At 65.1% G+C, this 17,355-nt stretch carries 19 protein-coding genes; 12 read left to right on the top strand and 7 right to left on the bottom strand.

Going from position 1 to position 17,355, the window contains the following annotated elements:
• Nucleotides 1-59 precede the first annotated feature (59 nt).
• Both ACYQ2U_RS11335 and ACYQ2U_RS11330 read right to left on the bottom strand, forming a co-directional pair.
• Nucleotides 60-545, bottom strand: a complete 486-nt coding sequence (locus ACYQ2U_RS11335; RefSeq protein WP_459950478.1) for a DUF3124 domain-containing protein — start codon at nt 543-545, stop codon at nt 60-62.
• A complete protein-coding gene (locus ACYQ2U_RS11330; RefSeq protein ID WP_459950477.1) occupies nt 542-2,341 on the bottom strand; it encodes a cation:proton antiporter in 1,800 nt (599 codons plus the stop codon). Before ACYQ2U_RS11330 ends, ACYQ2U_RS11335 begins: the two co-directional genes overlap by 4 nt.
• Before the next feature lie 76 nt (nt 2,342-2,417).
• On the opposite strand from ACYQ2U_RS11330, the gene ACYQ2U_RS11325 reads away from it, so the two are divergent.
• Together ACYQ2U_RS11325 and ACYQ2U_RS11320 are read left to right on the top strand one after the other, a co-directional pair.
• Nucleotides 2,418-3,662, top strand: a complete 1,245-nt coding sequence (locus ACYQ2U_RS11325; RefSeq protein ID WP_459950476.1) for a cation:proton antiporter — start codon at nt 2,418-2,420, stop codon at nt 3,660-3,662.
• Entirely contained in the window at nt 3,655-5,025 is a 1,371-nt protein-coding gene (locus ACYQ2U_RS11320; protein ID WP_459950475.1) for a cation:proton antiporter, read from the top strand. The genes ACYQ2U_RS11325 and ACYQ2U_RS11320 overlap by 8 nt, the downstream gene beginning before the upstream one ends.
• Nucleotides 5,026-5,034: 9 nt before the next feature.
• On the opposite strand, the gene ACYQ2U_RS11315 is transcribed toward ACYQ2U_RS11320, so the two are convergent.
• Nucleotides 5,035-6,654: a diguanylate cyclase domain-containing protein gene (locus ACYQ2U_RS11315; protein WP_459950474.1), complete on the bottom strand. Its 1,620-nt coding sequence runs from the start codon at nt 6,652-6,654 to the stop codon at nt 5,035-5,037.
• Nucleotides 6,655-6,847: 193 nt separating this feature from the next.
• On the opposite strand from ACYQ2U_RS11315, the gene ACYQ2U_RS11310 reads away from it, so the two are divergent.
• A complete protein-coding gene (locus ACYQ2U_RS11310) occupies nt 6,848-7,237 on the top strand; it encodes a sirohydrochlorin chelatase (RefSeq protein WP_459950473.1) in 390 nt (129 codons plus the stop codon).
• Here ACYQ2U_RS11310 and ACYQ2U_RS11305 read toward each other — a convergent pair whose 3' ends face one another.
• Together ACYQ2U_RS11305 and ACYQ2U_RS11300 are read right to left on the bottom strand one after the other, a co-directional pair.
• On the bottom strand, nt 7,238-7,543 hold the full coding sequence (locus ACYQ2U_RS11305; RefSeq protein WP_459950472.1) for an antibiotic biosynthesis monooxygenase family protein: 306 nt from the start codon (nt 7,541-7,543) through the stop codon (nt 7,238-7,240).
• Between the two features lie 35 nt (nt 7,544-7,578).
• Nucleotides 7,579-9,054, bottom strand: a complete 1,476-nt coding sequence (locus tag ACYQ2U_RS11300; protein WP_459950471.1) for a hypothetical protein — start codon at nt 9,052-9,054, stop codon at nt 7,579-7,581.
• 165 nt (nt 9,055-9,219) lie between these two features.
• Between ACYQ2U_RS11300 and ACYQ2U_RS11295 the strand changes: the two genes are divergently transcribed.
• From ACYQ2U_RS11295 to ACYQ2U_RS11265, 7 genes are all read left to right on the top strand, one after another.
• On the top strand, nt 9,220-9,843 hold the full coding sequence (locus ACYQ2U_RS11295) for a MotA/TolQ/ExbB proton channel family protein (protein WP_459950470.1): 624 nt from the start codon (nt 9,220-9,222) through the stop codon (nt 9,841-9,843).
• 7 nt (nt 9,844-9,850) lie between these two features.
• Nucleotides 9,851-10,276, top strand: a complete 426-nt coding sequence (locus ACYQ2U_RS11290) for an ExbD/TolR family protein (protein ID WP_459950469.1) — start codon at nt 9,851-9,853, stop codon at nt 10,274-10,276.
• 2 nt (nt 10,277-10,278) lie between these two features.
• Nucleotides 10,279-11,283, top strand: a complete 1,005-nt coding sequence (gene lpxK, locus ACYQ2U_RS11285; RefSeq protein ID WP_459950468.1) for a tetraacyldisaccharide 4'-kinase — start codon at nt 10,279-10,281, stop codon at nt 11,281-11,283.
• Nucleotides 11,264-11,443, top strand: a complete 180-nt coding sequence (locus ACYQ2U_RS11280; protein WP_459950467.1) for a Trm112 family protein — start codon at nt 11,264-11,266, stop codon at nt 11,441-11,443. Before lpxK ends, ACYQ2U_RS11280 begins: the two co-directional genes overlap by 20 nt.
• Nucleotides 11,443-12,207, top strand: coding sequence for a 3-deoxy-manno-octulosonate cytidylyltransferase (gene kdsB / locus ACYQ2U_RS11275; protein WP_459950466.1), 765 nt, complete (start codon nt 11,443-11,445; stop codon nt 12,205-12,207). Before ACYQ2U_RS11280 ends, kdsB begins: the two co-directional genes overlap by 1 nt.
• A gap of 111 nt (nt 12,208-12,318) precedes the next feature.
• Nucleotides 12,319-12,984 (top strand): adenylate kinase, encoded by a 666-nt coding sequence (gene adk / locus ACYQ2U_RS11270; RefSeq protein WP_459950465.1) that lies wholly within the window; start codon nt 12,319-12,321, stop codon nt 12,982-12,984.
• Nucleotides 12,985-13,078: 94 nt separating this feature from the next.
• Nucleotides 13,079-14,338 carry a 6-phosphofructokinase gene (locus ACYQ2U_RS11265; protein ID WP_459950464.1) on the top strand — a complete coding sequence of 420 codons (1,260 nt, stop codon included), beginning with the start codon at nt 13,079-13,081 and terminating at the stop codon, nt 14,336-14,338.
• Nucleotides 14,339-14,472: 134 nt separating this feature from the next.
• On the opposite strand, the gene ACYQ2U_RS11260 is transcribed toward ACYQ2U_RS11265, so the two are convergent.
• The gene (locus tag ACYQ2U_RS11260) at nt 14,473-14,760 is read right to left on the bottom strand and encodes a DUF3579 domain-containing protein (protein WP_459950463.1); all 288 of its coding nucleotides are present in this window, start codon (nt 14,758-14,760) and stop codon (nt 14,473-14,475) included.
• A 252-nt stretch (nt 14,761-15,012) separates the two neighbouring features.
• On the opposite strand from ACYQ2U_RS11260, the gene ACYQ2U_RS11255 reads away from it, so the two are divergent.
• Nucleotides 15,013-15,234 carry a hypothetical protein gene (locus tag ACYQ2U_RS11255; protein ID WP_459950462.1) on the top strand — a complete coding sequence of 74 codons (222 nt, stop codon included), beginning with the start codon at nt 15,013-15,015 and terminating at the stop codon, nt 15,232-15,234.
• Between the two features lie 8 nt (nt 15,235-15,242).
• Here ACYQ2U_RS11255 and ACYQ2U_RS11250 read toward each other — a convergent pair whose 3' ends face one another.
• On the bottom strand, nt 15,243-16,010 hold the full coding sequence (locus ACYQ2U_RS11250; protein ID WP_459950461.1) for a ParA family protein: 768 nt from the start codon (nt 16,008-16,010) through the stop codon (nt 15,243-15,245).
• 166 nt (nt 16,011-16,176) lie between these two features.
• On the opposite strand from ACYQ2U_RS11250, the gene ACYQ2U_RS11245 reads away from it, so the two are divergent.
• Nucleotides 16,177-17,352 carry an acetylornithine/succinylornithine family transaminase gene (locus tag ACYQ2U_RS11245; RefSeq protein WP_459950460.1) on the top strand — a complete coding sequence of 392 codons (1,176 nt, stop codon included), beginning with the start codon at nt 16,177-16,179 and terminating at the stop codon, nt 17,350-17,352.
• Nucleotides 17,353-17,355: the final 3 nt, after the last annotated feature.

Below are 17,355 nucleotides of genomic sequence, written 5' to 3'. Positions count from 1 at the left end.
AGAATGTATCACATTGTGAAACGAAGTTCCCGGCCATCTCGGGAGGCCGGGAGTTTTCTTCACTTTTTCAGTACCTTGCCGGTGGTGATGAACACCACGCTGCGGGAGGCCCGGATATCCGCATGCAGGGCCTCGACCAGGGGCGGATTGATGGCCGCGTCGGCGTTCCAGACGATGATGAAATTAGCGCCGGAGCCGCCGGAAACGTCGGTATGGGGCACGAACAGTTCCAGGGTACCCAGGGGCGGCACGGTGCGGGGGCTGGGCACGTATTCCTTCAACAGCTTGCCGTTGGTGTCGTAGTAGCGGGCCGAGGCCACCCGCAGGCTGGCACCGCCGTCCGTGTTGCGGATGCTGATGTGGGCCGAGGTCAGGGTTTCCCCGGGCTTGCCGCTACGGTCCAGGTCGCCGTGGTAGAGGTGGGAATAGATCGGCAGGTAGAGGGTCTGTCCCGTGGTCAGGGCTTCCTGGGCCAGGGCGAGGCCGCTGCTCCACAGGGCGGCTAGGAGCGCGAGCAGTGCCAGGGGGCGGAATGCGGTTTTCATGTTTTGGATTCCTCCGGGGTGTCGGTGCTGCCGGCCACGTCCTTGCGCCGGATTTTCGCCAACCCCCTTTTTATCATGCCGGTTCGTTCCTGCTGGTAGTACTCCCGCAGGGAGGCGTAGCGTTCGGCGCGGATGGCCCGCACCCGCATCAATGCCTGCTCGGTGGGAATACCCAACTGGGACAGGGTTTCTGCCGCGATCATCAGGCTGCCTTCGAGCACCTCGGGCACCACTTCGGTGGCGCCGGCCGCCTTCAGGCGCGGCACCGAGGATTCGTCCTGGGTGCGCACCACCACGGGAATATCGGGGCGCTGCTGACGTACCACCCGCAGCACCTGCTCGATGGAGGACTGGTCCGGGTAGGTGATCACCACCGCCCGGGCGCGGTCGATGCCGGCGGCCTTGAGGATCTCCTCCCGGTCGGCGTTGCCGAACACCACCCGTCGTCCTCGCGCCACCGCTTGCCGCGTGCGCCGCGGATCCACGTCCAGGGCCAGGAAGGGCACGCTCTCCCCTTCGAGGAAGTCGGCGATGCGGGCACCGGTGCGACCGTAGCCGCAGAGGATGACGTGGCCGTCCAGGGCGCCGCCTTCGGCCGCCACCTGTTCCACAACCTTGGCACCGCGACTGCTGGCCCGGCTGCGGGCAAGATGGCTGCCCAGTCGGGCGGCCTGGGCTATCAGGAAGGGGGCGAGGAACATGGAGATCAGGGCCGCAGCGGTGACCACCTGGAAGGTTTCGCCGCCGAGCAGTTTCTGGTCGTGGGCCAGCTCGATCAGCACCAGGCCGAATTCGCCGGCCTGGGCCAACTGAGCGGCGGTGCGCAGGGCCACCTCGCGCGGGCTGCGGGCGGCCAGGGAGACGATCAGCACCACCAGCCCCTTGCCCGCCACCAGGGCGAGCAGGGTCAGGGCCAGCAGGTGCAGGTGGAGGGCGACGAAGTGCAGGTCGAGCATCATGCCCACGGTGACGAAGAACAGCCCGAGCAGGATGTCGCGGAAAGGACGGATGTCGGCTTCCACCTGATGGCGGTAGGCGGTTTCCGACACCAGCATGCCGCCGACGAAGGCGCCCAGGGCCAGGGACAGGCCGCTGCGGGCGGTGGCGTAGGCCAGGCCCACCACGACCCAGAGGATGGTGAGCACGAACAGTTCCTGGGAGCGGTGGTGGGCCACGGCGTCGAACAGGGGCTGCATCAGGCGTTGTCCCAGCCAGACCAGCACGGTGAGCACCAGCACCGCCTGGAGCAAGGCCGCGCCCAGGGTGTTGAACATGTCCGCCGCCGGCTCGGCCAGCGCCGGCAGCAGGATCAGGCAGGGCACCACGGCCAGGTCCTGGAACAGCAGCACCCCCATGGTCTGCCGTCCGGAACGGGAATGGAGTTCGAAGCGTTCCGACAGCATCTTGGCGACGATGGCGGTGGACGACATGGACAGGGCCAGGCCCATGGCCAGACCGCTGCGCCAGTGCTGGCCGACGGCCAGTGCCACCGCCAGCGTGACGCTGGTGGTCAGCAGCATTTGCGCGCCGCCGAGACCGAACACCAGGCCGCGCATGGCCTTGAGCCGGGTCAGGCTGAATTCGAGACCGATGGAGAACATGAGGAAGACCACGCCGAATTCGGCCACGGTATCCACCGTTTCGCTTTCCGCCAGCAGGCGCAAGCCGTGGGGGCCGATGGCGATGCCCACCGCCAGGTAGCCCAGCATCGGGGGCAGGTTAAAGCGACGGGTGGCGGACACCGCGCCGACGGCGGCGGTCAGGAGCAGCAGCAGGGAAAACAGGGAGTTGTGCATCGGCGACGAAAAAGGGTGGGTATGGCGCTTGCTAGAATTCGGGTTTCCTATCCCCCATTGTAGTGAAAGCGACCTGATGGAATCCTCCGCCGCGATCGAATTAGCCAAACACGTCCTGTCCACCTTCGGCCTGATCCTGGCCTTCGGCACCGCCTTCGGCCTCTTGGCACAGAAGCTGAAGGTGCCCGACGTGGCCGTCTTCCTGTTGTTGGGCATGGCCCTGGGCCCGGGCGTGAGCGGTGTGGTGGACATCAAGCCCGATTCCGCCCTGAACCAATTGATCCTGATCTTCGGTTCCTGCTACATCCTGTTCGACGGCGGTGCCTCGCTGCGGCTCAAGGTGCTCAAGGAGGTGTGGGTTTCCATCGTGCTGATGGCCACCGTCGGTGTGCTGATCACCGCCTTCATCACCGCTGCCGCCGCCTGGTACGTGTTCTCGCTGCCCTTCATCGTTGCCCTGCTGCTGGCCTCCACCATCGCCTCCACCGATCCGGCCACCCTGGTGCCGGTGTTCAAGCAGGTGAAGATCAAGGACCGGGTGGCCCAGACGGTCATGTCCGAGTCGGCCTTCAACGACGCTACCGGCGCCATCATCACCTTCGTCGTGCTGGGCCTGTCCATGGGCCAGGGCGAGTTCTCCCTCGGCGCTTCCCTGCTGGACCTGGCCCAACAGGCCTGCATCGGCTTTATCGCCGGCGGTGTGTTGGGTTATCTGGCGGCCTTGCTGATTGCCCACGAGAAGTACGCCTTCCTCCAGGAGTACGCGCCCATCGTCACCTTGATGGCGGTGATCGGCGCCTACCTGGGGGCGGATGGTCTCCACGCCAGCGGCTTCATGGCCGTTTTCGTGTTCGGCATCATCATCGGCAACAAGGACGTGTTCGGCTTCGACATGGAAGAAGGCGAACAGGAAAAAATGGAGGACTTCGTCGCCACCACCGCCCTGGTGATGCGCATGTTCATTTTCATCCTGCTCGGCACCCAGGTGGACTTCGGCCTGATGGCCAAGTACTGGCTGGGCGGCGTGGCGGTGGTCCTGGTGTTCATGCTGGTGGCCCGTCCCGCCACGGTTTTCCTCTGCGCCTTGCCGGACCGTCGCGCCCGCTGGTCGTTCAAGGAGCTGTTGTTCATGTGCTGGACCCGGGAAACCGGCGTGATCCCCGGCGCCCTGGCAGGCTTGCTGGTGGGCCTGGGCGCGCCGGAAGCCAAGCTGATCGCTTCGGTGACCTTCATCGCCATCCTGGCCACCATCCTGCTCCAGGCCACCACGACCAAATGGCTGGCGGGCAAGCTGGGGCTGCTGGTGCAAGACGATGCCTAAGGTCGCGTCGATTTCGCCGCGTCGCGGCGGCTTCACGCCGCTCCTGCTGTTGGCCTTGGGCATGCCCGCCATCGCCTGGGCCGCCGGCGACGGCACGGTCGGCATCAATCTGTTGTGGCTGGCTCTGATCCTGATGGCGGCCCGCCTGTTTTCCCCCCTGGCCGCGAAGCTGGGGGTGCCGGCGGTGTTGGGCGAACTGCTGCTGGGGGTGGTGTTGGGCAACCTCAGCCTCCTGGGGCTGACTTTTTTCGATGCCATACCGAAGGACCCCATCATCGCCTTCATCGCCGAGCTGGGGGTGATCGTGTTGCTCTTGCAGATCGGCCTCGAAACCCGTCTGGCCGACCTGGTGCGGGTTGGCGGCCGGGCCTCGCTGGTGGCGGTGATCGGCGTTGCCGCGCCTTTCCTGATCGGCCTGTTGCTGGCCGGTCCGCTGCTGTTGCCGGGGCAGTCCCACAACACCTATCTCTTCCTCGGTGCCACCCTGGCTGCGACTTCCGTCGGCATCACCGGTCGGGTCTTCCGCGATCTGGGCAAGCTCGATCTGCCGGCCGCCCGTATCGTGCTGGGGGCGGCGGTGATCGATGACGTGCTGGGTCTGGTGATCCTGGCGGTGGTTTCCAGCCTGGTGCAGGCGGGCACCGTGGGTGTCGGCGAGATTGTGTTGATCATCGCCAAGAGCGTGGTTTTCCTGGCCGGCAGCATTGGCATCGGCCGCTGGGTGGCGCCCCATTCCAGCCGCTGGCTGGCCCGCATCGACCGGGGCCATAGCATGCTTTTCGCCCAGGTTCTGGCCACGGCCTTGTTCCTGGCCTGGTTGGCCCATCTGGCGGGCCTGGCGCCCATCATCGGCGCGTTCGCGGCCGGGCTGTTGTTCGAACCGGTGTTTCTCAAGGACTTCCGTATTCCGCAAGTGGTGGCCGACGTGGAACCCCTGTTGGCCGGTGGCGACCCGACCCTGAAGGAGCGAGTGAAGGCGGTGCTGATGCGCCACACCCACCATCAGCACGAACACATGATCGAGCCCATCGGTTACCTCTTCGTTCCGGTGTTCTTCGTCCTGACCGGCATGCAGGTTGACCTGCGGGCCTTCGCCGAGCCGCAGACCCTCATGGTGGCCTTGGGCATCACCGCCGCCGGGGTCGTGGGCAAGCTCTTGTCGGGGCTGGCGGCGGGAGGTTCCGGGCGCTGGCTGGTGGGCTGGGGCATGGTGCCCCGGGGCGAGGTGGGCCTCATCTTCGCCATGGCGGGGCGGCAGTTGGGCGTGATGGACGAAGGCCTGTTCTCCGCCGTGGTGGTGATGGTGATCCTCACTACCCTCGCCACGCCCCCCGTGCTGACGGCCCTGCTCAAGGGGCGCTGAGTACCCTGCTCAGGCTTCCGGACGGTAGATCTGGAACTGGTTGCGACCTGCCCGCTTGGCCCGGTACATGGCGATGTCCGCATGGCGCAGCAGGGTTTCGGCGTCGCCATAATCCCGCGGGAAGATGGTGGCGCCCAGGGTCGCCGTCACTTGAAACTCGGCGCCGTAAACCTCGTAGGGCTTGGCGACGCTGTCCAGAATGCGGCCCAGGGCGGGCGCCAACTCGTAGCCGTGCTCCAGCTCCGTCAGCAGAATGACGAACTCGTCACCGCCCAGCCGGGCCACGGTGTCGCCGCCGCGCACCGCCGCCGTCAGCCGCCCCGCCACTTCCACCAGCAGGGCATCGCCACAGGCGTGGCCGTGGAGGTCGTTCACCGGCTTGAAGTTGTCCAGATCGAGGAAGCACACCGCCACCGGCCGGTTGTAGCGGGTGGCGTTCGATAGGGCCTGTTGTAGGCGGTCCATCGCCAAGATCCGGTTGGGCAGCCCGGTCAGGGCATCGAAGTTCACCAACCGCTCAAGATTGCGCTGGGTGTTCTTCAACTCTGTGATTTCGGTGAAGACGCCGACGTAGTGGAGCACGTTGCCCTGTCCGTCATGGACGGCATTGATGTCCAGGATGCCCGGGCACAGGGAGCCGTCCTTGCACCGATTCCAGATCTCGTTGCGCCATTTGCCCGTGTAGTTCAGGCTGTGCCACATGGATTGGTAGAAGGCCGAGTCCTGGATGCCGGAATTTAGGAAACGGGGGTTCTGGCCCCGCACGTCCTCCAGGCCGTAGCCCAGAATGCGGGTGAAGGCGGCATTGATGCGGACGATGCGGCGACTGGCGTCGGCGATGAGGATGGCTTGTTGGCTGTGGTCGAACACCGTCGCATCGATGGCCAGCATGTCGCGGATCGAGACCTCCTCGGTGATGTCGCGGATGGTGCCCACCATCGACTGGGGGCGGCCGTCGTCGGCGTAACTGATCACGCCCTTGCCCTGGACGCAGCGTACTTCGCCATCGCAAGGACGGACGATGCGGTATTCCCGCAGGAAGTTCTTGCGCTGGGCCAGGGTGTCTTCCATGTAGCGGGCCAATTCGTCGCGGCACTCGGGCGCCACTAGGCCAAGCCAGCCTTCCCGGCTACGGGGATAGGATTCGCCGATGCCGAAAATACCGTTGAGGATGTCCGAGCTTTCCCAGTGGTCCTGTTCCAGGTCGTAGGTGTAGTACCCCAGTCGGGCGATCTCCTGGGCCTGCTTGAGCAGCCGGCGTTGGTCCTCCAGGGCCTTCTGCGTGTCCTTGAGGTCGGTCACGTCGAAGCAGTAGCGGGTATAGCCCTGGCCTTCGTCGTCGGGCACGCCCTTGTCGAGTATCCAGCGGAAATCGCCGCCTTCCTGGCGCATGCGGTATTCCATCGAGAACGGCTGGCGCGCGCTGACGACGGCGCGGTAGATGGACAAACAGGTCATCAAATCGTCGGGGTGGATGTGCTCCATCCAGCCCCGGCCTTTTTCCTCGGCCACGGTGCGGCCGGTGAATCGCAACCACGTATCGTTGCACCAATCGCAGTTGCCTGCGGCGTCGGCATGCAGCACCATGATCGGTGCTTGGTTGAAGGAATACAGCGCGGTCTGTTGCAAGGCGGGGCCACCTTTCTGACGGACTTTCGAACATTTGCCACTATCAAATGATGGTGAAAAGACGCATTGATCTAGGGCAAATCCCCTCGGGAAAACCTTGTCGAGAAAATGGTCGGTGGCGGACAGCGTGATCGGTATCATGGCCGGATGGTTTTCTCCTCAGGGGAGGGGCCGCACCGCGAGGATTCTGTTCATGAAGCAAGCCGTCATTCTTTTCGGCCACGGCGCCCGCAATGCCGAATGGGCCGAGCCTTTCCACCGCATCCGCGCCGCCATGACCCAAATGGCGCCGCAAACGCCGGTGGCTCTGGGTTTCTTGGAGTTGATGCAGCCTACGCTGGAGGAGGCTATCGCCGACCTGGCGGGGCAGGGGGCCGATCTCATCACCATCGTGCCGATCTTCATGGCGGCGGGTAGTCACGTCAAAAAGGATCTGCCCCAACGGGCCGCCGATGCCATGGTGCGCCATCAGGGCCTGACGATCCGCCTGGCGCCGCCAGTGGGGGAGGCGGATGCGGTGATCGCCGCCATGGCGGCCTACGCCCTGTGCCCCCCGATCACGGCGGAGGCGTCCGCGACCTGATCAGAGGACGCTGGAGAACAGCTCCAGCTGGGGCGGGCCAAGATACAGCTCGCGGGCACTGGCGCCGGCATTGGCGTGGGCCTTGCGAAAAGCCTCGGACTGGGTCCAAGCCTCAAAGGCGGCTTCCGATTCCCATTGGGTGTGGGAGGCGAACAGGGTGAACTCCCCGTTGCTGGGGCCTTGGAGCAGGTGGAACTGCTGGAAGCCGGGGACTTCGTGCAAATAGCTGTTGCGCTGGCGCCAATGGTCGATGAACTCCTGCTCACGGCCGGCGGCGATGCGGAAACGGTTCATGGCAAGAAACACGGCGGACTCCTGAGCAGAAGGGATGACAGGGCGGATCAAGAAGGGTTGCCGGCGGTTTCCGTGGCGGATTCGGCGGCGCCGGGCGCGGCTTCCTCCCAGCCCAGATCCCGCAAGTGGACCTTGGCAAGGTCGATCTGGAGGTCGATCTGGTCCATCAACTCCCCCAGCAGGTTGCGCTTTTGTTTGCGGGCGATGCGCTCGGCCTGGAACAGTTCATAGAGCCGCGAGGCGTAGAGGCTGTCCAGTTCCTGCTGAATCTCGGCCAGGCGCGCCTTGAGGCGCTCCAGTTGGAGTTCCAGTTGGTTGCGATCGGCCAGGCCCAGGCTGTCGGTGGGTTGGCCCTGCTGCCAGAGCAGGAGCACCTGTTGCAGGGTGGCGACGTCGCCGCTGCGATAAGCCCGGTTGGCCTCGGCCATGAGGTCGGTGCGGCGGCGGCGGTCGGCCTCGTTGCGGGCCCGGTCGGGGTGGATCTTCTGGGCCACCTGACGGAACAATTTCTTCAGGTCGGCGCTGGGCCGGAACTGGGTTTTTTCATTGGCCTCGCGGGCCGCGTCCCGGTAACGCCGGTCTTCCTGCCGGGATTGTTCGGCCCGGTCCTTGGCTTCCTCGGCATCGGCCTTGGCACCGGAGTCGTTGGGGGCCTGGGCGGCCTTGCGCAGGGCCAGCTCGGCTTGCAGCGCGTCCAGGGCGGCGATGCGCTGGCCCACGGTGTCGTGGTAGCGGTGGCTGAATTCGGACAGTTCCCCCTTCGCCGTGGCCAGTTCCAGTTCCAGTTCGGCGATGTCGCGGCTGACCATTTCCACCTGGCCCCGCAGCAGCAGATCCTTGTCCGACAGGGCAATGGCGCCGCGAAAAGCCTCCCGCACCGGCGGCGGGTTGAAGATCAATACCTGGCTGGCGGCAAGCAGGGCGTCGGCGGCCTCGGGCAGGGGCTCCCGTTCCAGCACCAGGACCAGGTCGGCCGGCGGCGAGGCGCCGTCGCCGGCCCCTTGCTCCAGGTCCAGGGCCCGGCTGACGGGCGCGATACGGACCGGGAACAGGCGCACCAGTCCCCGCGGCCAGGAGTTGGCCCGTTCCGCCGCGCTCCATTCCAGGGCCGCCCGCCACAAGGCATCCTGTTCGGCCATGCGCTGTTTCTGGCCATCCCAGACCGTGTGCCAAGCCTCGTCCACTTCGCGGTTGAGGCGGCTCTTGAGCAGGGCCAGGCTGGCGCGCAGGGTGATGCGGGCGGTGAAATCGGCCTCAGGCAGCACCAGACAAAGGGGGCGCACCGCCAGGTCGAGGGCGTTGGACAGTTCCGGCAACAGTTGGTCGTCGGCCACCAGCAGCCAAAGGGTCTTGCCTGCGGCCAGGGCCTGCTCGCACAGGGCGGCGAGGAGGGGCACGGGATCGGCCGGGGCGTCGGTTTCCAGGGGCATGGACCCCGCCGGCCGGCTGTCGAGGCGGGCCAGCCAGGCACTGGCCAGGGCCGGGATGTCGTCGGCGGAGGGATTGGGGGGCGGGGAGGCCATGGCGGGATTGTAGCGGGGCGGCGCCGGCCCGGTGCGCTGGGAATGGCGCGGTTTTTTCGGCGACGATGGCCCGATATGCCCGGAATTTGCAGTGATTTACCGCCTTGCCCCGGACCGGTCATGCCGCTAAAGTGCCGGCTTCGCTTTCGTATTCAGGAGTTGCCCGTGTTTTCCATCATCCAGGCTGCCGGTTGGCCCATCTGGTTCCTGCTGTTGTGCTCGGTTCTCGCCGTGGCGCTGATCATCGAGCGGGGCACGGCCCTGCGCCAACGCAAGGTGGTGCCGCCGACCCTGTTGCAGAGCGTGGTGGGGGACTTCCGCCAGGGTGCCATCGATGCCCAGGCCCTGGTACGCCTGGAAAATGCCTCTCCCCTGGGCCAGGTGTTCGCCGCCGGCCTGCGCAACGTCAAGAGCAGCCGCGACGTGATGAAGGAAGCGGTGGAGGAAGCCGGCCGCGCCGTGGCCCACGAGTTGGATGGCCACGTGGGCGGGGTGAACCTGCTGCAACTGCTGGGCACCATCGCCTCCGTCTCGCCCCTGTTCGGCCTGTTCGGCACCGTGGTGGGCATGATCGAAATCTTCGGTTCCGCCACCGCCGCCGGCAACAATCCCCAGGCCCTGGCCCATGGTATTTCCGTGGCCCTCTACAACACCGGTTTCGGCCTGCTGATCGCCATCCCTAGCATGATCTTCTACCGCCACTTCCGCGCCCTGGTGGACAGCTTCGTCGTGGACATGGAACAGCAGGCGGTGCGCTTGGTGGAACTGCTGCACAACGAACGGGCTTGAGGCGATCATGAACTTCCAACGCGGCAAGGCACGGGAAGAACCGGAGATCAACCTGATCCCCATGATCGACGTGCTGCTGGTGATCCTGATCTTCCTCATGATCACCACCACCTATTCCAAGTTCTCCGGCATGGAGATCAACCTACCCACGGCCGACGCGCCGGCGGCCAAGGAACAGCCCACCGAGATCAACGTGGCGGTCACCGCCAGCGGCGACGTGTTGGTGAACAAGGATGCCGTCGGCAGCCATAGCGTCGAGGCCATCGCCACGGCCCTCAAGCGGGCCTCGGGCAGTCCGGCGGAAGGCAAGGAGCCGGTGGTCATCATCAGCGCCGACGCCAAGGCCACCCACCAGAGCGTCATCGACGTGATGCAGGCGGCCCAGCAATCCGGTCTCTCCCACATTTCCTTTGCGACCCAGCAAAACAAGTAACCGTGGGCTCGTCTAGCCCCCGCCTGCCGCAGCTCTGGCGGACCCGGGGCCCCCGGGTCTGGCCGCTGCTGCCCCTGGTCGGGTTGTTCGCCGCCCTCGCGGCCCTGCGTCGCGCTGCCTATCGCCTTGGCTGGCTGCCCGTGCAGCGCCTGCCCGTGCCCGTGGTGGTGGTGGGCAACATCACCGCCGGTGGCGCCGGCAAAACCCCCCTGACCCTTTACCTGGCCCAGGCCCTGCGCGCCGCCGGCCGCCGGCCGGGCATCGTCAGCCGGGGCTACGGTGGCAGCGGCGAGGTGAGGGCGGTGGAAGCAGATAGCGACGCGACTGTCGTCGGCGACGAGCCCTTGTTGCTGCGTCGGCGCGCCCAATGTCCGGTCTTCGTCGGCCGCCACCGCGCCGAGGCCGGCCAGGCCTTGCTGGCGGCCCATCCCGAGTGCGACGTGATCCTCTGCGACGATGGCCTGCAACACCTGGCCTTGGCCCGGGACATGGAAATCGCCGTGCTCGACCGGCGCGGCGTCATGAACGGCCTGCCCCTGCCGGCCGGTCCCTTGCGCGAGCCGGTATCGCGTCTGGCGACGGTGGATGCCCTGGTGCTCAACGGCCTGGCGGACTTCCCCGGCGACGGGCCGCGGCGCTTTGCCATGAGCCTGGCCGGCGAGCGCTTTTATCGGCTCGGCGATCCCGGACAGACCTGCACCGCCCGGGATTTGGCCGGCCTCAAGCTGCATGCCCTGGCCGGCATCGGCGAACCCCAGCGCTTTTTCGACCACCTGGCGGGTCTGGGCCTGACGGTGGCAGGCCATGCCTTTGCCGACCACCACGCTTATACGACGGACGATTTGCCTTGCACGGGCGATGCTCTCCTGACCACGGAGAAGGATGCAGTAAAATTCGCGGCCCTCGCCCCCCGCCTGCCGGTGTGGGTGCTTCCCGTGGAGGCGCGCGTCGCGCCCGACCTGGCCCGCTTTGTTCTGGAGAAACTGGATGGATCCCCGTCTGCTTGAAATTCTTGTCTGCCCGATTTGCAAGGGGCCTCTCGAACAACGCAAGGCCCAGGGCAACGCCGAACTGGTGTGCAAGCCCTGTCGCCTGGCCTATCCGGTCAAGGACGACATCCCCGTCATGCTCGAGGGCGAAGCCCGCTCCCTGAGCAGCGACGAATAATGGGCTTCAAGGTCGTCGTCCCGGCCCGCTACGCCTCGACCCGGCTGCCGGGCAAGCCCCTGGCGGACATCGCCGGCAAGCCCATGGTGCTGCGGGTGGTGGACGCTGCCCGCCGCAGCGGCGCCGAAGGCGTCTGGGTGGCCACCGACGACGAACGCGTCAAAGATGCCGTGATCCGCGCCGGCCATGCCGCCGTGATGACCCGCGACGACCACCCCAGCGGCACGGACCGCATCGCCGAAGTGGCGACCCAACTGGGTTGGGCGGACGAGGACATCGTCGTCAACGTCCAGGGTGACGAGCCCCTGATCGATCCGGCCCTGGTGGCCGGCGTGGCCCAGGCCCTGGCGGCCGACCCCGCTGCCGCCATCGCCACGGCGGCCCATGGCCTGACCGAAGCGGCGGAGTTCTTCAATCCCAACGTGGTGAAGGTGGTGTGCGACGCCGCCGGTCGCGCCCATTATTTTTCCCGGGCGCCGATTCCTTATGCCCGGGATGCCTTCGCCGCTGATCAGGCAAGCCTGCCCGCCGATCTGGGGGCCCTGCGCCATATTGGCCTCTACGCTTATCGGGTGGCCTTCCTCAAGCGCTACGGCAGCCTGCCGCCGGCTCCCACCGAGCGCTGGGAATCCCTGGAGCAGTTGCGGGCCCTGTGGCACGGTTATCCGATCCGGGTGCTGGTTTGTGACCATCCGCCGATGCCCGGTGTCGACACGACCGAGGATCTGGCCCGCGTGCAGGCCATGTTTGCCGCCATGCCGTAGAAATTGGCCCGGGCGACGGCAAGTCGGTCATTTTTCTGAAATAATTCGGGCCAACAAAAAATACATTTCAAGTTTTTTTATCCACGCCACTCATATCTGGAGCCTTCTTTCATGAGACTCATCCTCCTCGGCCCCCCCGGCGCCGGCAAGGGCACCCAAGCGAACTTCATCAAGGAAAAGTTCGGCATCCCCCAAATTTCCACCGGCGACATGCTGCGTGCCGCCGTCAAGGCTGGCACCCCCCTGGGCCTGGAAGCCAAGAAGGTGATGGACGCAGGCGGTCTGGTGTCCGACGACATCATCATCGGTCTGGTCAAGGATCGCCTGAAGGAAGCCGACTGCAAGGCCGGTTACATGTTTGACGGCTTCCCCCGCACCATCCCCCAGGCCGAGGCCATGAAGGCCGCCGGCGTGCCCATCGACTTCGTGCTGGAAATCGATGTGCCCGACAGCGACATCGTCGAGCGTATGAGCGGTCGTCGCGCCCACCTGCCCTCCGGCCGCACCTATCACGTCAAGTACAACCCGCCCAAGGTGGAAGGCAAGGACGACGTGACCGGCGAACCCCTGGTGCAGCGGGACGACGACAAGGAAGAGACCGTCAAGAAGCGCCTGGACGTGTATCACTCCCAAACCAAGCCCCTGGTGGATTACTACGGCAAGTGGGCGGCCAGCGGCGACGCCCCTGGCGGCCTGAAGGCACCCCAGTACCGCAAGATTTCCGGTCAGGGTGCCGTGGAGGAAATCACCAAGCGCGCTTTCGACGCCCTGAAGTAATTTGATTTCACGTTAAGCGCAGTAACATCCGTCGCCCCGCCGTAGTGTTTGTCCGGCGGGGCGATTGCTTTTCAGGAACCGACAGGAGTTTTCCATGGCAGCCAAGAATGCCTTCTACGCCCAGTCCGGCGGCGTCACCGCCGTCATCAACGCCACCGCCTGCGCCGTGATCGAAACCGCCCGGCAGCATCCGGACAAGATCGGCAAGGTGCTGGCGGGCCGCAACGGCATCATCGGCGCCCTGACCGAGGATCTGATCGACACTTCCCTCGAATCCGCCGCGGACATCGCCGCCCTGCGCCATACGCCCGGTGGCGCTTTCGGCTCCTGTCGCTACAAGCTCAAGGGCATGGACCAGCACAAGGCCCAGTACGAGCGCCTGATCGAGGTGTTCAAGGCCCACGACATCGGTTACTTCTTCTACAACGGCGGCAACGACTCCATGGACACCGCCTGGAAGGTGTCCCAGATTGGCGAGCAACTGGGCTACCCGGTGGTCTGCGTCGGCATTCCCAAGACCGTGGACAACGACCTGCCCGTCACCGACAACTGCCCCGGTTTCGGCTCCGTGGCCAAGTACGTGGCCACCTCCATCCGCGAGGCGGCCTTCGACGTGGCCTCCATGGCTAAGACGTCCACCAAGATCTTTGTTCTGGAAGTGATGGGCCGCCACGCCGGTTGGATCACCGCCGCCTGCGGCCTGGCTGCCGAGAAGGAGGGCGACGGCCCCCACATCCTGTTGTTCCCCGAGGTGCCCTTCGACGAGGCCGCCTTCCTGGCCCGGGTCAAACAATGCGTCGAGAAGTACGACCACTGCGTGATTGGCGTGTCCGAAGGTCTGCTCAACCAGGAGGGCAAGCTGATGGCGGAGGCTGGTGGCAAGGACGCCTTCGGCCATTCCCAGTTGGGCGGCGTGGGGCAGGTGATTGCCCAACTGATCAAGGACAAGCTGGGCTACAAGTACCACTGGGCCCTGGCGGACTACCTGCAACGCAGCGCCCGCCACATTGCCTCGGCCACCGACGTGGAGCACGCCTACGCCGTGGGCAAGGCGGCGGTGGAACTGGCCCTGCAAGGCCGCAACGCGGTGATGCCGGCCATTCTGCGCGCCTCGGACGCGCCCTATCGCTGGGAGATCGGCACCGCCGAGCTGAAGGACGTGGCCAATGTGGAAAAAATGATGCCCAAGGACTTCATCACGGCGGACGGTTTCGGCATTACCGATGCCTGCCGCAGCTATTTGTCGCCCCTGATCGCCGGGGAAGCGCCACCCCCCTATCGCAACGGCCTGCCCGACTATGTGCGGCTGAAGAACCAGGGCGTGGCGCGCAAGCTGGCGCCTTACACGGTCTAAGGGCGTTTCACGGGGGAGGGTACGGGCGGGGAGGGTTTCCTCGCCTGGCCGCTACCAAGCGACCACCAGGAAGGGTAGGGCGCCTGTCAGGCCGCTGTGTGCCTGTGGCGTGTTCGGGGAAGCGAGAGGGCGGTTTATTCGCCGGGGGTCCAGGGTAGGACTTTGAGCTTGTTGTCCCGGGCGAAGTTTTCCAGGAAGTGGTAAGCCTTGGATTCGATGTCGTGGATGCGGATATCCACGTAGACGCACTTATGGCCGTCCCGGTCGCCTGGCTGCACGTAGGGAGAGTAAGCCATTCTGCGTTCGGCACCGAAAATCGACATGGTGCCGCACAACCGTTCTGCCCAATCACTGGGCCTGAATTTGTGGCCATCCTCGGTTACACCGATGATGACGAAGCTCTCGTGCCGGGATTTTGTCATGCGCGGAGTCGTTGGCGTCTGTTCGGACACGGGGTAAGTGTCGGACAAACTTGAGTCATTTATAAGACTTGAATTCTAGCAGAAAGCCCTTAAACGCTGTTTGAACTCCCCCCTGGGGGGCGGACCTGACTTTCGCGATATGCAGCGGTGTTGTTTAAAAGAGAAAAACTATTGATAAATAAAGAACTAGCTTGATAAGTCAGAATTGGGTGCATATACTCCCTCTATCTTCATGACCAAGAAGGGGTTTCAATGCATCCCCCAATTCTTACCAAGTTCGGTTTCCGCATCCGTACCCGGGTGGGCATGGTAGTGGACAATTTGATGATCCACGGTCAGGACGAGGCGGAGGCCCAGCGCAAGCTGCGGCAAATGTACCGGGATTGCGAAATCCTGGAATGCACCTGCCATCGCGGCGGCGTGCGCACCCCGGTTTTCAGCTACGAGCGCATCATCGATCTGATTACCCGCTGAGCGGCCGCTCAGCCCAGGAATCCCGTTGTTTCCAGTTCGTCCCTGAGGGCCAGATAGTCTTTGGCGCCCTTGCTGTGTTCATCGTGGCTGAACACGTCCCGGTTGAGGGAGGGGGCCTCGGCGATGGCGACATTTTCCGAAATCACCGTTTCACACACGTCGGCGTTGCCGAACATGTCCCGCAGCCGTTGGTGGATTTCGGCGCACATCCTGCGGCGGCGGTCGAAGCGGGTCAGCAGATAGCGCCGCTCCACGCGTTTTTTCAACACCGGCTCCAGGGCTTGCAAGGTCCGGTCGATTTGTTGGGCACCGCGCAGGGAGAGGAAGTCCGAGGAAACCGGGACCAGTACCCGGTTGGCGGCGAAAATGGCGTTCAGGGAAAGGACGCCGAGGAAGGGGCAGCAGTCGATCAGGGTGATGCGCCCCGGCTTGTGCTGCTCCAATTCCGTCAGGCCGTGGTTCAGCTTGCCGAGGACGTTGGGACCCTTGCCGAACAGGGAATCCACCTTGATCAACTCGGCGTGGGCGGGAATCAAGCCGCCGATGCCAGGCCATTCCACTTCGAGGGGGTGCAAGCCGGCGTTTTGCTGGTAAAGGGCGAACAGGCTGTGTTCCACCCGCGCCGGGATGCTGCCGTGAATAGCCGTCAGGTGCGCCTGGGGATCCAGATCCACCAGGAGCACCGACTGAGAACGGCGGGCAATGGCGGCCCCCAGGTTGAGGGCCGTAGTGGTCTTGCCGACGCCGCCTTTTTGGTTGAAAACGGCAATACGCATCAGCCCAGATTAACCCGTTTCAGGTGGCCCATACCTGTACAGTAGGGGCTTTTTCACTTACTATTCCCCCTCTGTACGGACGGCGGCGCAAGCCGCCGTATGTTTTTACGGTCCCGAGAAAATTCCTTTCGTTTTCCCGACTTGACTGTGTGACGCGGAGCCCTCCATGGCGCACCTGATGAATACCTATTCCCGCCTGCCCATCGCATTCACCCACGGGCAGGGTTGCCGACTGTTCGACGAACAGGGCAAGTCCTACCTCGATGCCGTCGCCGGTGTCGCGGTCAACACCCTGGGCCACAACCATCCCCGCTTGGTCAAGGCCCTGGCCGATCAGGCCGGTCGCCTGATCCACGCCTCCAACCTGTACCGCATCCGCGAACAGGAAGCCTTGTCCGACAAGCTCGTCGCCCTGGCGAAAATGGACGAGGTGTTCTTCTGCAATTCCGGTGCCGAGGCCAACGAGGCCGCCATCAAGCTGGCCCGCCTGTTCGGCCACCAGCAGCGCAACATCGACAACCCCGCCATCATCGTCATGGAGCACTCCTTCCATGGCCGTACCTTGGCAACCCTTTCCGCCACCGGCAATCGCAAGGTCCAGGCCGGCTTCGAGCCCCTGGTGGCCGGCTTCGTCCGCGTCCCCTTCGACGATCTGGCAGCCGTGGAGCAGGTGGCCGCCAACAATCCCAATGTCGTGGCGGTGTTGTTCGAGCCGGTCCAGGGCGAAGGCGGCATTCATGCCGCCCATGTCGAGTATATGCAGGCCCTGCGGCGCATTTGCGACGAAAAGAACTGGCTGTTCATGGTCGATGAAGTCCAGTGCGGCATTGCCCGTACCGGCGCCTGGTTCGCCCATCAGAGCGCGGGCGTGCTGCCCGACGTGATGACCCTGGCCAAGGGCCTGGGCTCCGGCGTACCCATCGGCGCCTGCCTGGCCGCCGGCAAGGCGACGGGCGTGTTCAAGCCCGGCAATCATGGTTCCACCTTCGGCGGCAATCCCTTGGCGTGTACCGCCGCCCTGACCACTCTCGACGTGATCGAGCAGGACGGCCTGTTGGCCCAGGTGGTGCGGGTCGGTGACCATTTGCGCGACGTGCTGCGCCAGGCCCTGGCCGAGGTGCCCGGCGTGGTGGAAGTGCGTGGCATCGGCCAGATGACCGGTATCGAGTTGGACCGTCCTTGTGCCGACATCGTCGGCCGGGCCCAGGACCAGGGCCTGCTGGTGAACGTCACCGCCGAGCGGGTGGTGCGTCTGGTGCCCTCTTTGGTCATGAATGAAGCCGAAGCCGAGGAACTGGCCACCGCTCTGGCGACGGTGATCCGCGGCTTTCTGGGAGCGTGAGCC

It is taken from the genome of Denitratisoma sp. agr-D3 (assembly GCF_054658675.1).
The sequence above is the reverse complement of the archived record's forward strand: the minus strand, read 5'-3'. Positions and strand labels throughout refer to the sequence as shown.

Bases quoted from the DNA above. Each gene is read 5' to 3' on its own strand.
- ACYQ2U_RS11335 (WP_459950478.1), bottom strand. From the start codon at position 545: ATGAAAACCGCATTCCGCCCCCTGGCACTGCTCGCGCTCCTAGCCGCC.
- ACYQ2U_RS11260 (WP_459950463.1), bottom strand. From the start codon at position 14,760: ATGACAAAATCCCGGCACGAGAGCTTCGTCATCATCGGTGTAACCGAG.
- ACYQ2U_RS11320 (WP_459950475.1), top strand. From the start codon at position 3,655: ATGCCTAAGGTCGCGTCGATTTCGCCGCGTCGCGGCGGCTTCACGCCG.
- ACYQ2U_RS11330 (WP_459950477.1), bottom strand. From the start codon at position 2,341: ATGCACAACTCCCTGTTTTCCCTGCTGCTGCTCCTGACCGCCGCCGTC.
- ACYQ2U_RS11310 (WP_459950473.1), top strand. From the start codon at position 6,848: ATGAAGCAAGCCGTCATTCTTTTCGGCCACGGCGCCCGCAATGCCGAA.
- ACYQ2U_RS11290 (WP_459950469.1), top strand. From the start codon at position 9,851: ATGAACTTCCAACGCGGCAAGGCACGGGAAGAACCGGAGATCAACCTG.
- ACYQ2U_RS11250 (WP_459950461.1), bottom strand. From the start codon at position 16,010: ATGCGTATTGCCGTTTTCAACCAAAAAGGCGGCGTCGGCAAGACCACT.
- ACYQ2U_RS11280 (WP_459950467.1), top strand. From the start codon at position 11,264: ATGGATCCCCGTCTGCTTGAAATTCTTGTCTGCCCGATTTGCAAGGGG.
- ACYQ2U_RS11245 (WP_459950460.1), top strand. From the start codon at position 16,177: ATGGCGCACCTGATGAATACCTATTCCCGCCTGCCCATCGCATTCACC.
- ACYQ2U_RS11300 (WP_459950471.1), bottom strand. From the start codon at position 9,054: ATGGCCTCCCCGCCCCCCAATCCCTCCGCCGACGACATCCCGGCCCTG.
- adk (WP_459950465.1), top strand. From the start codon at position 12,319: ATGAGACTCATCCTCCTCGGCCCCCCCGGCGCCGGCAAGGGCACCCAA.
- kdsB (WP_459950466.1), top strand. From the start codon at position 11,443: ATGGGCTTCAAGGTCGTCGTCCCGGCCCGCTACGCCTCGACCCGGCTG.
- ACYQ2U_RS11255 (WP_459950462.1), top strand. From the start codon at position 15,013: ATGCATCCCCCAATTCTTACCAAGTTCGGTTTCCGCATCCGTACCCGG.
- ACYQ2U_RS11325 (WP_459950476.1), top strand. From the start codon at position 2,418: ATGGAATCCTCCGCCGCGATCGAATTAGCCAAACACGTCCTGTCCACC.
- ACYQ2U_RS11265 (WP_459950464.1), top strand. From the start codon at position 13,079: ATGGCAGCCAAGAATGCCTTCTACGCCCAGTCCGGCGGCGTCACCGCC.